Origin of the sequence: Christiangramia forsetii KT0803, from assembly GCF_000060345.1 — a bacterium.
GTDB lineage: Bacteria > Bacteroidota > Bacteroidia > Flavobacteriales > Flavobacteriaceae > Christiangramia > Christiangramia forsetii.
Map to the genome: position 1 here is coordinate 759,188 of NC_008571.1, position 13,803 is coordinate 772,990.

Sequence of the window (13,803 nt, forward strand, 5' to 3'; positions counted from 1 at the left end):
ACACTTATCTAATTGAATTGTGAAATTATGAGAACAAAAACACTAAAGCGAAACCGATTTCGCTACTTATGCTTTCTAATAGCATTTATTGGTTTTTCAAGTTTTGCCCAAAATACCGTGACCGGTGTGGTAAAATCATCGGGAGATGAACTTCCACTTATGGGGGTTAATGTCATAGAAGAAGGTACCACCAATGGGGTGGTCACCAATATGAATGGAGAATATTCAATTGATGTTGCTCAAGATGCCGTACTCCTTTTTTCTTATTTAGGATTTGAAGAACAGGAAATTGAGATTAACGGTCGCAGTACCGTTGATATTACAATGGTAAATAATCTCGAAACATTAGATGACGTAGTTGTTGTAGGGTATGGTACACAACGTAAATCTGATCTTACGGGCGCGGTTAGCGTTCTCGATGCCGATGAGGTTCAAAAGGTTTCTAATAGTGATGTTTCTCAACTTTTGCAGGGTAGAACTGCCGGAGTTACTGTAACTGCTGACGGGCAACCTGGAGCTGGTGCAAATGTAAGAATTAGAGGAGTGTCTACATTCGGTGATAGCCAACCTCTATATATCGTTGATGGTGTACCGGTAGGAACTTCAATTAGGGATTTTAACCCCAACGATATTGAGACCATTCAGGTTCTTAAAGATGCTTCTGCGGGTGCTATTTATGGATCCAGGGCGGCAAATGGGGTAGTGATAATTACTACTAAACAAGGTACAAAGAACACTCCTTTACAGATCCAGTATAGTGGATATTACGGTATAGACGAGGTAGCACAAAGAATTCCTGTATTAGGTAGGGAAGATTATCAAATGATTTCAAATGAAAAGAGGATGAATGCGGGGCAGCCTTTAATACCTGGCAATGATCCAAGTTCAGATCTTTATGTTGATAATATTGATACAGACTGGCAATCTGTTGGGCTTAAAAGTGGAAGCCGACAGAATCATAATATTGGCCTTTCAGGAGGAGGAGAGAATATCACTTATAATGCTTCTCTTGATTACTTTAAGAATGAAGGAGTTTTCGTAGGTAACGGGCCGGATTATGAAAGATATTCAGGAAGAATTAATACAGTAATGGAGAAAGGCAGATTTAAAATATCTCCTTCTTTATATTATACTCATAGTTTCGAGAATTCTTTGACTTTTAGAGGTGATGTTTTAACTGGAGGTCGTCCTCCACTTATTAATGACCTTGTAAATGCTATTCCTACTTTGGGAGTTTATGATCCCGAAAATGAAGGTGGTTATGCAGGAACTTCATCGGAAATTCATCAGGAAATTGTTTTAAACGTACCGGGGATTAATAGTCTGTTCACAAACAACGTGGAGGTCGACAGGATTTTTGCGATAATAAACCCAGAGTTTAAAATTATTGATAATGAGGATCATCAATTAACATATAAGCTGAATACCAGTTATGATAAAACCCACGTGAGAAGTTTTTCTTTCGTACCAGAATTCGAAATGGGCTATTTCTTTGGATCTGGAAAGTCTCTTTTAGATGACAATTCGGCTATTTACACTGTAGGACTTGTAGAGAATACATTAAACTATAACACCAGTTTGGGACAACATACTTTCGATATTGTTTTGGGACAAACCTTTCAGAAGAATACAACAGTTTTAAGGAGTGCTCATTCTGAAGATTTACCAAAACCGTATTATCCAGTTCTTTCAAATGGAGTTAATCAAACAGTAGGAGGACAGGAGATTGAAAGTTCCCTGGCATCTTATTTTGGAAGACTGAATTATAATTTTGATGATAGATATCTGTTAACAGCGACAGTAAGAAGGGACGGATCTTCCAGGTTTAAGGAAGAAAACAGATGGGGAACATTTCCATCTTTAGCTCTTGGATGGAGAATTAATAATGAAGAATTTTTCAATGTTTCAGAAGATGTTGTAAGTAACTTAAAGCTTAGAGCAAGTTATGGAGAGCTCGGAAATCAAAATATTGGCGATTATCTTTATCAAGCCGTAATTAACAGGAACATACCATACAACTTCAATTTAGATAGGGTGCTCGGAGGTCTTCAAACCAGTGTGGTTTCAGAAGATATAGTTTGGGAAACTACAACCTCTCTTGATATTGGTTTAGATGCCACGCTTTTTAGTCGAAAAATCGATGTTACTCTTGATTATTACGAAAGAGAAACTGTAGATATTCTAGTTGGAGTACCAATTCCCTGGTCTACCGGTTCAGTTAATGTAAATCCGTTGGTAAATGCCGGAAGTATTCGAAATTCAGGTTTTGAAGCTGAGGTAACTTATCATCATAATAATAGTGAAGATTTTAACTTCGATTTATCTGCAAACGTAAGTACTATAAATAATGAAGTATTGGCTCTTGGTGGTAATCAGGAACCTATATCCGGGGCAGGTTCAAGAACTCAGGTAGGAAGAGAAGTCGGTGAGCATTTCGGCTTTGTATACGACGGTATTTTTCAAACGCAGGCTGAAATTGATGAACATGCCTTTCAACCTGGTGCTGCACCTGGAGATGTAAGGTTTAGAGATTTAAGTGGAGATGGTGAAATCAATGCTGATGATCGAACCTTTTTAGGAAGTGCTCTTCCAAGCGTAACTTATGGTTTAAATTTTACTGCAAACTACAAAAGATTTGATTTTACACTCTTTACTTCGGGAGCAGCAGGTTATTACATAAACAGTAGGTTATATCGTTCTCTAATGCTTTCAACTGGATATATAAATGCCCATGAAGATATATTAAATAGGTGGACCCCAGAAAATACTGATACAGATATTCCTCGTGTTGTAGCAGACGATCCAAATGGAAATGCAAGGGATTCGAACAGGCCAGGTTGGCTACAAAAAGGGGATTATCTTAGAATTAACACAATTTCTCTTGGGTATTCTTTGCCAGAAGATCTTTTTGGTAACTCTTTAAATTCATTGCGTGTTTATGGAACTGTGCAAAACCTACATACGTTCCAATACTATAAAGGTTATAATCCTGATTTTAACTCAGGAATCTTAGAGCCAGGTTTTGATAACGGAACTTACCCCAGACCCAGAACATTTATGTTAGGTGTTGATGTATCATTTTAAAAAACAAATATTATGAAAATAAAGAAATATTTACTTTTCTCTGTTGGCTTGCTAATACTTGCAGGCTGTGAAGATGAGCTGGATTTAACAAATCCCAACAGTATGACAGCTGTAGAATACTGGTCTAATGAAGAACAAGCGGTAGCGGGTGTAAATGCCGCTTATACTCCTCTTATAAATGATGGTTATTACATGAGGATGACCCCTGCGTTAACAGATGGCAGGGCTGATGATTTTAGAGGAGATTCTCCATGGCCAGATCTTATGCAGATATCTAATTTCACAATTCTCCCAACTTCAGGTCCAATAAGATGGATGTGGGAAGCATATTATCAGCAAGTTTTTAGAACTAATCAGGTGTTAAAGAATGTACCGGATATTGAAATGGACGAAGATCTTAAACAACGTGTATTAGGTCAGGCACATTTTTTAAGAGGTTTAGCTTATTTCCATCTTGCTATCAACTATCAAAAGGTTCCTGTGATTCTTACCCCAGCACAGGGTGCAGAAGATTATTATCAACCTACTGCTACGGAAGAAGTATTGTGGGCGCAAATTGTTTCAGATTTTACCCAAGCTCAGGAATTGTTGCCTATAGATTATCAAGCAGTATCAGGACCAGATCGAGGTCAGGTTGGTAGAGCTACAAAAGGTGCTGCAACAGGATTTCTAGGTAAAGCATATCTCTACAGACAAGAGTGGAGCTCAGCTGCTGAAGAATTTAGAAAATTGATTGAAGGGCCGGAAGTAAATGTTTATTCGCTAATGGAAAATTATGCAGATAACTTTAGTCCTTTTTCTGAAAACAATGCAGAATCTCTTTTTGAAGTTCAATTTGCTACCCCAGACCAGGTGGGTGGATCGGTGAAAAACTATGGAGGAGAACCTCAAAATGCCTGGATGCAGGTTTCTTCTGTAGGGCATACTTATGCTCAGGATGGTTTTGGTTACTCCGATTTTTTACCAACACGTTGGATATATAATGAATATAAAGAGGAGGAGACAGAGAATGATAATGTAGATCCAAGACTATTGATTTCTATTGCTTCTTTTGAGCCTGAAGCAAATTCTACTACAGTTTATGGCGGGGTAGAATGGCCGCACGCAGAGGAGGCTATCTATCCACGTAAATATACTCATGATGGATATGGGTTTGAAAGTGAAAGCCAGGGGGGTAATGAACTTTCAGAAATTAATTATCGACTTATGAGATATTCTGATGTTCTACTAATGTATGCTGAAGCTTTAAATGAAACGGGACAGACCCAGGAAGCCTATCAGTATATTAACCAGGTAAGAAACAGAGCCAATTTACCGGATTTGGAAGAAACTAAACCAAATTTATCTCAAGAGGAAATGAGAGATCAACTAGCACACGAGCGTGCTTTAGAATTGTCGATAGAGAGTATAAGATGGCATGATATCAGAAGATGGGGTTGGTTATATGAAGACGAGAAACTTGCATTACTTAGAGAGCGAGACAGTGAGTTTGAAAGCTGGAGACCGGGCAAGGAATATTTTCCTATCCCACAATCAGAATTGGATGTAAATCCTAATGCAGAACCAAACTCAGCAAATTAGTTGATTTAGCCTTTATGTCCTCCGGAAACCTTCTGGGGGACATAATTTTCATTAAAAGATACCAATAAAATGAAACAGCACTTAAACAGCTATATAATAATAGCATTTATAATGATCCTGTCTTCGGTTAAAGCTCAGGAAAAAAGTACCATAACACTTGAAAATACTGATGATGCTCCTACAATCAGTCGACATATTTACGGGCATTTTGCAGAGCATCTTGGCCGTTCGATTTATGATGGTATTTATGTAGGACCTGATAGTTCAATTCCTAATACCGATGGAGTTCGTAACGATATAATCCAGGCATTAAGAGATATTCAAATCCCAAATTTGAGATGGCCTGGAGGATGTTTCGCTGATACCTATCACTGGATGGATGGCATTGGGCCACAAGAAGACAGGCCAAGTATAGTAAATACGTGGTGGGGCGGCGTTACAGAGGATAATAGCTTTGGAACCCATAATTTCCTTAATCTGTGTGAAGAACTGGGAGCGGAACCATATCTGGCAGGAAATGTTGGAAGTGGAGAAGTTAAAGAACTGGCAGATTGGGTGCAATATGTAAACCATGACGGAGTAAGCCCAATGGCAAAACTCCGTAGAGAAAATGGAAGAGAAAAACCCTGGAATGTAAAATACTGGGGCGTAGGAAATGAAATGTGGGGTTGTGGAGGAAATATGACGCCGGAATTCTATGCAAACCTGTACCGACAGTATGCGACGTTTATGGGCGACTGGAGTAACTCTGGTGGTCTTTACAGGATTGCTTCAGGTGCCAGTGAGGATGATTATCACTGGACAGAAGTCTTAATGCGGGATATACCCAAAAACCTTATTGAAGGCGTTGCCTTGCATTCTTATTCTGTAATTGAATGGAATGACAAAGGCCCCGCAGTAGAATTCACAGAAGACCAGTATTTCAAGACTATGAAAAAAGCACTTCGTATGGAAGAGCTTATCATTAAACATCTTGAGATCATGGATAAGTATGATCCCAATCATGAAATAGATCTTATTGTAGATGAATGGGGTGGATGGTATAATGTAGAAGAGGGGACAAACCCTGGGTTTCTATACCAGCAAAATACCATGCGTGATGCGATGATCGCGGGAGCTACATTGAATATATTCAACAATCATAGTGACCGGGTGAAAATGGCAAACCTTGCGCAAACGGTAAATGTTCTTCAGGCAGTAGCTTTAACCAAGGATGAACAAATGTTACTTACGCCTACCTATCATGTTATGAAAATGTACACCGTACATCATGATGCTACCTTGATCCCGGTAAAACTTAGCGGATTAGATTATACCTATAATGGGGAATCCTTACCGGCAATTTCGGTTTCAGCGTCCAAAAGCGAGAAGGATAAAATGAATATTTCTCTTGTAAATATTGATTCAAAAAAGAGAAATACTGTTGAAATTGATTTAGGGGCTTTAAAAGCTGGGAAAATGAAAGGAGAAATTTTAAAGAGTGGTAAACTCCAGGATCACAATACTTTTGAAAATCCCGATATCATAACTCCGGAGGAATTCACTGACTTTGATAGCAGAAATGGTAAAATTGATGTTACTCTTCCTCCATTTTCAGTAGTGGTGTTGAAAGAAATCTAATATAATATGAAAAAGCTTAGACTATTATACAAGGGAATATTGGGAAGTATGATATATACTTTACTTCTTACGGGAACTGCTTGTAGTAAGGATGAACCTGTTAGTGAGGAAGAGCAGGAAGTAATTGAAGAAGAAAAAGAAGAACCTGAAACAAATTCTTTTGTAGGTCCTACATACAAGGATGATTACACTTCTATAGCTTCATGGAGTGAAAGATCACAGTGGAATCTGGCCAATGTACACGATCCTACCGTGGTTAAAGACGGAGAGTATTATTATATGTATCAAACAGATGCGTCTTATGGAAATGCACATGAAGGTCACGGGCATTATCCGTATCGCAGATCTAAAGATCTTATAAACTGGGAATTTAAAGGAGCTGTATTTCCTGAGGCCCCATCCTGGATCAAGGATTCCTTAAATAGCATGAGAGCTGATATGGATCCTTCATTGCCACCTATAGAAAATCCGAATTATGGATTTTGGGCACCTCATGTAACCAAAGTAGATGATAAGTTTAGATTGTATTATAGTGTAGTAGTAACAAATCCTATCATCGGCAACGACCCTAATTCTTCCTGGACAGAACGTGCTTTTATCGGCTTAGCTGAATCTAATGACCTTTCTTCCGGAAATTGGGAAGATAAAGGAATGGTAATAAGCTCCATTGCCGATGGTGAAGAAACTTACCTTAGAGACAATGGAAACGATTGGAGTGGTTATTTTAAATTCAACGCTATAGATCCTTCTTTTGTGGTTACTCCAGAGGGAGAGCAATGGTTAATTTATGGCTCCTGGCATTCAGGGATTTCTGCTGTACAGGTAGATCCTTCTACTGGGAAGCCATCTAAATTAGAAGCGCTGGAAGATTATGGGGTACGTATAGCAGGTAGAGGAAATGTTGGTAGTAATCGCTGGCAGGGACTTGAAGCTCCGGAAATAATTTATAATCAAGAAACAGGTTTTTACTATCTATTTCAGGCATATGATGAACTTTCTGTTGCATACAATACCCGAGTGGTACGTTCTCAAAACATTACAGGTCCATATTATGGTATTGATGGTGGAAATGTTACTGAAGGAGCTGAAGCTTATCCTATACTTACACATCCATATAAATTTGATGGTCATACAGGTTGGGTAGGTATTTCTCATCCTTCCGTTTTTCAAAATCCTGATACAGGAAAATGGTTCTATTCTTCCCAGGGGAGGCTTCCTGAAAACGTAGCGGGTATAAATGTCTCCAATGCAGTAATGATGGGACAAATTAGAGAGATTTACTGGACTCAGGATGGTTGGCCACTTGTTGCTCCAGAACGTTATGCTGGAGTACCTGATACTGAAATTACTAAAGCTGAAATTGTTGGGACCTGGGAAGGGATTACGCTGGAATATCAATATCGCAGCATGCAAACATCTTATGATGTTATCTTCAGGGCAGACAACAGTTTGGGTGGAGGTCTTGATGGTACCTGGTCTTTGGATGCAGATTCCGGAATATTAACTATAAACGGGAATGATTTTATTGTGGATACTGCCTGGGATTGGGAAGCATCTCCACGTGAGGAAACTTTAACCTATGCAGGAATTGCTTCTTCCGGAGCATCTATCTGGGGTAAAAAAGTAGACTAGAAAATGAGTATGGGAACTGCAATTTTCAGGAATAATCTTTCAGCAGCTTTATTGCTTATGCTTTCTATGATCCCTATTTGGGGATCTGCTCAGCAAGCAAAGCTGAAATTATTTCCACATGAAGATGTGCAGTTGCTGGATAGTCCATTTAGGGACGCCATGCTGGTGGATCTTGAATATATTCTGAAATTGGATCCAGATCGTTTACTCGCGCCTTTCCTCAAGGAAGCCGGTTTAGAAACTAAAGTGGAAAGTTATCCCAATTGGGAAAACACCGGGCTGGACGGGCATATTGGAGGGCATTACCTTACAGCGCTTTCCCTAATGTATGCTGCCACCGGAAATCAAGAGGTGCTGGAAAGGCTAAATTACATGCTGGATGAACTACAAAAAGTTCAGCAGGCTAATGTAGGATATATCGGTGGGGTACCGGATAGTAAAGAGCTTTGGCAACAGATTTCTGAAGGAAATATAAACGCGGGAAGCTTTAGTCTGAATGATCGCTGGGTTCCACTTTACAATATTCATAAAACCTATGCGGGACTTAGAGATGCTTATCAGATCGCCGGAATCGAAAGAGCTAAAACTATGCTAATCGATCTTAGCGATTGGATGCTTGAGGTTACTTCAGATCTTTCCGAAGAACAGATACAGGAATTACTAATTTCTGAATATGGTGGCCTCAACGAGACCTTTGCAGATGTGTATGAAATTACCGGCGAAAAAAAATACCTTGATTTGGCCTATGCATTCTCACAGAAAGAACTTCTAAAGCCTTTAGAAGATGATCAGGATGTTCTTACCGGCATGCACGCTAATACACAAATTCCAAAGGTGATCGGTTTTCAGACAATAGCGGCCTTAAATGATAACAGGGAATATCGCGATGCAGCTAGTTTTTTTTGGGACAACGTGGTTAATGAGAGAAGTGTTGCCATTGGAGGAAATAGCGTTAGGGAACATTTTCATCCAAAAGATGATTTTTCAACGATGATGAGTAGTGTACAGGGACCTGAAACCTGCAATACCTATAATATGCTGAAGCTCAGTGAAAAATTATTCCTTACGGAAGCTAATGAAAAATATGTGGATTATTACGAGCAGGCGCTTTATAATCATATTCTTTCTTCCCAGCATCCTGAAAAAGGCGGTTTTGTCTATTTCACACCCATGCGACCCGGTCACTACCGTGTGTATTCGCAGCCGGAAACAAGTTTTTGGTGTTGTGTTGGTTCTGGCTTGGAAAATCACGGGAAGTATAATGAGTTTATTTACGCTCATACTGAAAATGAACTTTATGTAAATCTCTTTATTCCTTCCATCTTAAACTGGGAAGAGAAAGGTCTTAAGCTTACCCAGAAAACGGAGTTTCCAAACGAGGAGACTTCTAAAATATCTATAAATCTTAAAGAAGTCGAAGAATTTACATTGATGCTTAGGTATCCAACCTGGGCTAAAGGATTTAATATTTTGGTGAATCAGGAAAAAGTTGAACTCAACAACGAACCAGGTTCCTATGTCTCGATCAAAAGAGAATGGACTGATGGTGATGAAATTGAGCTTCAAATTCCTATGAATATCAGTAGTGTAGGTCTGCCAGATGGATCTAACAATTTTGCCCTTAAATATGGTCCGTTGGTGCTTGGAGCTAAAACCGGAAATGAATATATGGAAGGTCTATTTGCAGATGCCAGCCGGGGAGGCCATATAGCAGCTGGAAAGAAAATTCCTTTGTCTGAGACACCAATTTTCTTAGCAGATACTAAGAATGCTGATCTGGTAAATTACATTTCTAAAGAAGAGGGTGAATTAAAGTTTAAAACGAAGGATATTCTGTATCCTGAAAAATTTACATCTCTGACCTTTGAACCTTTTTACCAGATCCATGATTCCCGATATGTTATTTATTTACCTCTGGAAACGCCGGAGAGTTTGAAGCAACTTCAGCAGGAAAGGCAGAAAAATGAACTGGAAGAACAAAAAATTGCCGCCCTTACCATAGACCAGGTCGCTCCGGGTGAACAACAACCAGAATCTGATCATTTTATAAAAACAGAAAATTCAAATAGCGGCATCAACGGGGAAAAACATTGGCGCGATGCTTCGGGTTGGTTTAGTTACGTGCTGAAAGACGAAAATAATGAAGCGGGAAAAGTCCGTATAACTTATTACGGAAACGATAAAGACAGAAATTTCAATATCCTAATAGACGATATTCTTATTGGGGAAGAAAAGCTGAAAGGGGAAAAAGGAGATACATACTTTACAAGAGATTATATCCTTCCGAAGAAATTAATAGAAAAAAAGAACAATGAATTCACTATCAAATTCCAGGCTAAGGAAAATTCCCGGACTGCCGGAATTTATGAAGTGAGATTAATGAAAATTAAATAATGAAAAAGACACTCCTATATGGCATAATTGCGCTTCTTGGTTACAATGGTTTTGGCCAGGGCGAGAAGTTTAATAACCCGATAATCACCGATAAATTTACTGCAGATCCTGCAGCACTTGTTCACAATGACTCTGTTTATTTATATACCGGGCATGATGAGGCGCCTAATGATCTTCATTTTTATAAAATGAACGACTGGCTGGTATATTCTTCTGCAGATATGGTGAACTGGAAAGAACATCCGGTGCCTTTGAAAGTTTCAGATTTTAAGTGGGCGATCGCAGATGCCTGGGCAGCTCAGGTAATCGAGAGAGACGGGAAATTTTACTGGTATGTTTCCGTGGAACACAATGAGGAACATCCGGGAAAAGCAATAGGGGTTGCAGTAGCTGATAGTCCTGTTGGCCCGTTTAAGGATGCACTGGGAGAAGCACTTATCACCAATGATATGACCACGGAATATACCGATATTCGTTGGGACGATATTGATCCTACGGTTTGGATCGAGGAGAATGGCCAGGCTTATCTTTATTGGGGGAATACAGCTCTTTACTGGGCCAAATTGAAGGATAACATGATCGAGCTGGACGGACCTATAAATACGATGGATTTACCCAATTTCACAGAAGCTCCATGGCTACACAAAAAAGGGGATTGGTATTATCTAACCTATGCTTATGGATTTCCCGAAAAAACTGCTTACGCCATGAGCAAATCTATTGGAGGGCCCTGGGAATATAAAGGTATTCTGAATGAAATAGCAGGAAATTCGAATACAAATCACCAGGCAATAATAGACTTTAAAGGCACTCCATATTTCATTTATCATACCGGTGGTATTTCGCCTAATGGGGGGAGCTTTAGAAGGTCTGTGAGTATAGACAGGCTATATTATAATCCTGATGGTACTTTGAAAAAAGTACAAATGACTTCAAAAGGAATTACAAAACTAGAGGACTGATGAAAAATTTTAAACTAAAATTAATTTTTTTGACAGTTATCATAATGATTAGTGCTGTAAACCTTTACGCTCAGGATACTTACAATATTCGGGTGCATGATCCGGTGGTCGCGAAAGAAGGAAATACCTATTACCTTTTTAATACCGGAAAAGGCATTGGAGTATATACTTCTAAAGATCTTGAAAATTGGGAACGCGCTGAGGCCGTTTTTAATGAAAAACCGGAATGGACAGATTCAGTAGTGCCAGATTTTGGTAATCATATCTGGGCACCGGATATTATCAAAAAAGAAGATACCTGGTATTTGTATTATTCAGTTTCTGCTTTTGCTAAAAATACTTCTGCCATTGGAGTGGTTACTAATAAAACCCTGGATCCTGAAAACGATAATTATAAGTGGGTAGATCATGGAATTGTTGTTCAGTCAGTGCCAGACAGGGATATGTGGAATGCTATTGATCCTAATATTATTTATGATGATAATGGAACGCCATGGATGTCTTTTGGATCGTTCTGGAATGGTTTGAAAATGGTAAAACTGGCGGAAAACCTTACTGAAATAGCTAAACCAGAAGAATGGAGAAGCATTGCCAGAAGGGAACGTTCATTTGAATTGGATAATAAAGATCCGGGAGATGCAGCTCTTGAAGCACCTTTTATATTCAAAAAAGACGACTGGTATTACCAGTTCCTATCCTGGGATCTTTGTTGCCGGGGAGAGAAAAGTACTTATAAAGTGGTGGTGGGAAGATCAAAGAATGCCACCGGGCCTTATGTAGATAAGTCAGGAAAACCTCTTAATGAAGGAGGAGGCACCCTGGTGCTTAAGGGCAATGAGAACTGGTATGGAGCAGGGCATAATAGCGTGTACACTTTTGAAGGGAAAGATTATATGTTTTTCCATGCGTACGATGCCAGCGATGAAGGTGCTCCAAAACTTGGAATTAAAGAAATAGAATGGGTAAATGGCTGGCCAACCGTAGAACCAATGAAATAAATTTTTAAAGCAAGAAGAAAATGGAGGCTTCCTGTTAAAAAATGGCATTGGTGACTTGCCTGATAATGATGAGGTAGATGTGCTGTTATCCTGGGGTATTGGATGGCTAATTGTGGCTCCTTTGAAATAATAAATAATTAAAAACAAACAAACTCACGATGAAAGCAAAAAGATTAATAAAACTGGTACTTGTGGTTTTTTCTTTACTGGCAGTGGCTAATTCTTCGCAACTAAATGCGCAAGAGGATGCGTCTAAGGTTAAAGATGCCACAAAGTCAAATGAACCCATTGTGCTACAACGCGCAGATCCTTTTATCTACAAGCATACAGACGGTTACTATTATTTTACTGGTTCTGTTCCAACATACGATGCTATTGAAATAAGACGGGCAAAGACCATTGAGGGGTTGCAAAATGCAGAGCCCGTTAAAGTTTGGGAAAAGCACGAAAGCGGACCGATGAGTCGTCACATCTGGGCACCTGAAATTCATTATTTAGACGGAAAGTGGTATGTATATTTTGCCGCTAGTGAAGAGGACGATATATGGAAGTTGAGACCTTATGTGTTGGAGCTTAAAGGTAAAGATCCATTAAAGGATGAGTGGGTGGAGCTTGGAATGATGCAGGCAGCAGACAATGATCCCAGAAGCTTTACCGATTTTTCTTTAGACGGAACTGTCTTTGAGCATAATGGCGAACGCTATTTCTGTTGGGCGGAAAAAACTGGGGGACAATTCGCGTCTTCTAATCTGTATTTAGCTGAAATGGAGTCGCCTATAAAGCTAAAAACAGTTCAGTTTATGCTAACCACGCCAGATTACGATTGGGAACGTACTGTTTTTTGGGTAAATGAAGGACCGGCGGTGATTAAAAACCAGGGCAAAATTTATATAACGTTTTCAGCAAGTGCCACCGGTGCTTCTTATAGTATGGGTATGATGGAAGCCGACGAAGATGCTGATTTATTGGATAGAAATTCCTGGACAAAGTCAAGATATCCAGTCTTAAAAACTAATGAAGAAAAAAATATTTATGGTCCGGGACATAATTCCTTTACCGTCGATGAAAATGGTGATCCATTAATGATTTATCACGCGAGAGATTACGAAAAGGCAGTTGGAGATCCAAAAATGATACCTGCTACAGATAAAAGACCGTTAGAAGAAATTAAGGCAGATCCTTTATACGATCCTAATCGTCATGCAAGAATGATGGAAGTAAAATTTGATGATAATGGAAGACCGGTTTTTGAACTTTATTAAAAAGATAAATCTGTTAATGAAATTAATAGGGAAGAAGAAATTAAAGAATTCTGCTGAATCTGAAGAGATATTGCTGAATATCAATTTGCATGATAAATGTTCTTTTGAGTGTTCAAATAATATTGTGCCTTCAGAAGAAAATATTCAGGCGAAATCAGGAAAAGTTGAGGCTTCACTGGAACCTTATTCATTAAATGTGATGAAATTAAAGATAATTTATATATAAGTGTTTTTTATACACTTATAAAATGATATATTTGAAATCAAAGA

The 13,803-nt window shown here is 38.9% G+C and carries 9 protein-coding genes; all 9 read left to right on the forward strand.

Annotated features, from left to right (window positions below; genetic code table 11):
* Positions 1 to 27 precede the first annotated feature (27 nt).
* The 9 genes from GFO_RS03265 (at position 28) to GFO_RS03305 (ending at position 13,759) form a co-directional block, all read left to right on the forward strand.
* Positions 28 to 3,084, forward strand: coding sequence for a SusC/RagA family TonB-linked outer membrane protein (locus tag GFO_RS03265; protein WP_011708602.1), 3,057 nt, complete (start codon positions 28 to 30; stop codon positions 3,082 to 3,084).
* A gap of 12 nt (positions 3,085 to 3,096) precedes the next feature.
* On the forward strand, positions 3,097 to 4,665 hold the full coding sequence (locus GFO_RS03270) for a RagB/SusD family nutrient uptake outer membrane protein (RefSeq protein ID WP_011708603.1): 1,569 nt from the start codon (positions 3,097 to 3,099) through the stop codon (positions 4,663 to 4,665).
* A 69-nt stretch (positions 4,666 to 4,734) separates the two neighbouring features.
* The gene (locus GFO_RS03275) at positions 4,735 to 6,285 is read left to right on the forward strand and encodes an alpha-N-arabinofuranosidase (RefSeq protein ID WP_011708604.1); all 1,551 of its coding nucleotides are present in this window, start codon (positions 4,735 to 4,737) and stop codon (positions 6,283 to 6,285) included.
* A gap of 6 nt (positions 6,286 to 6,291) precedes the next feature.
* Positions 6,292 to 7,917, forward strand: coding sequence for an arabinan endo-1,5-alpha-L-arabinosidase (locus GFO_RS03280; RefSeq protein ID WP_011708605.1), 1,626 nt, complete (start codon positions 6,292 to 6,294; stop codon positions 7,915 to 7,917).
* A 3-nt stretch (positions 7,918 to 7,920) separates the two neighbouring features.
* Positions 7,921 to 10,311: a glycoside hydrolase family 127 protein gene (locus GFO_RS03285; RefSeq protein WP_011708606.1), complete on the forward strand. Its 2,391-nt coding sequence runs from the start codon at positions 7,921 to 7,923 to the stop codon at positions 10,309 to 10,311.
* The gene (locus GFO_RS03290; protein WP_011708607.1) at positions 10,311 to 11,273 is read left to right on the forward strand and encodes a glycoside hydrolase family 43 protein; all 963 of its coding nucleotides are present in this window, start codon (positions 10,311 to 10,313) and stop codon (positions 11,271 to 11,273) included. Before GFO_RS03285 ends, GFO_RS03290 begins: the two co-directional genes overlap by 1 nt.
* A 29-nt stretch (positions 11,274 to 11,302) precedes the next feature.
* The gene (locus GFO_RS03295) at positions 11,303 to 12,271 is read left to right on the forward strand and encodes an arabinan endo-1,5-alpha-L-arabinosidase (protein WP_229664763.1); all 969 of its coding nucleotides are present in this window, start codon (positions 11,303 to 11,305) and stop codon (positions 12,269 to 12,271) included.
* A gap of 158 nt (positions 12,272 to 12,429) precedes the next feature.
* Positions 12,430 to 13,533: a glycoside hydrolase family 43 protein gene (locus GFO_RS03300; protein ID WP_011708609.1), complete on the forward strand. Its 1,104-nt coding sequence runs from the start codon at positions 12,430 to 12,432 to the stop codon at positions 13,531 to 13,533.
* A 16-nt stretch (positions 13,534 to 13,549) separates the two neighbouring features.
* Positions 13,550 to 13,759 (forward strand): hypothetical protein, encoded by a 210-nt coding sequence (locus tag GFO_RS03305; protein ID WP_148264587.1) that lies wholly within the window; start codon positions 13,550 to 13,552, stop codon positions 13,757 to 13,759.
* The last annotated feature ends 44 nt before the right edge of the window (positions 13,760 to 13,803 follow it).

Coding starts and splice junctions, on each gene's coding strand:
- GFO_RS03305 (WP_148264587.1), top strand. CDS start 13,550: ATGAAATTAATAGGGAAGAAGAAATTAAAGAATTCTGCTGAATCTGAA.
- GFO_RS03265 (WP_011708602.1), top strand. CDS start 28: ATGAGAACAAAAACACTAAAGCGAAACCGATTTCGCTACTTATGCTTT.
- GFO_RS03275 (WP_011708604.1), top strand. CDS start 4,735: ATGAAACAGCACTTAAACAGCTATATAATAATAGCATTTATAATGATC.
- GFO_RS03270 (WP_011708603.1), top strand. CDS start 3,097: ATGAAAATAAAGAAATATTTACTTTTCTCTGTTGGCTTGCTAATACTT.
- GFO_RS03290 (WP_011708607.1), top strand. CDS start 10,311: ATGAAAAAGACACTCCTATATGGCATAATTGCGCTTCTTGGTTACAAT.
- GFO_RS03285 (WP_011708606.1), top strand. CDS start 7,921: ATGAGTATGGGAACTGCAATTTTCAGGAATAATCTTTCAGCAGCTTTA.
- GFO_RS03280 (WP_011708605.1), top strand. CDS start 6,292: ATGAAAAAGCTTAGACTATTATACAAGGGAATATTGGGAAGTATGATA.
- GFO_RS03300 (WP_011708609.1), top strand. CDS start 12,430: ATGAAAGCAAAAAGATTAATAAAACTGGTACTTGTGGTTTTTTCTTTA.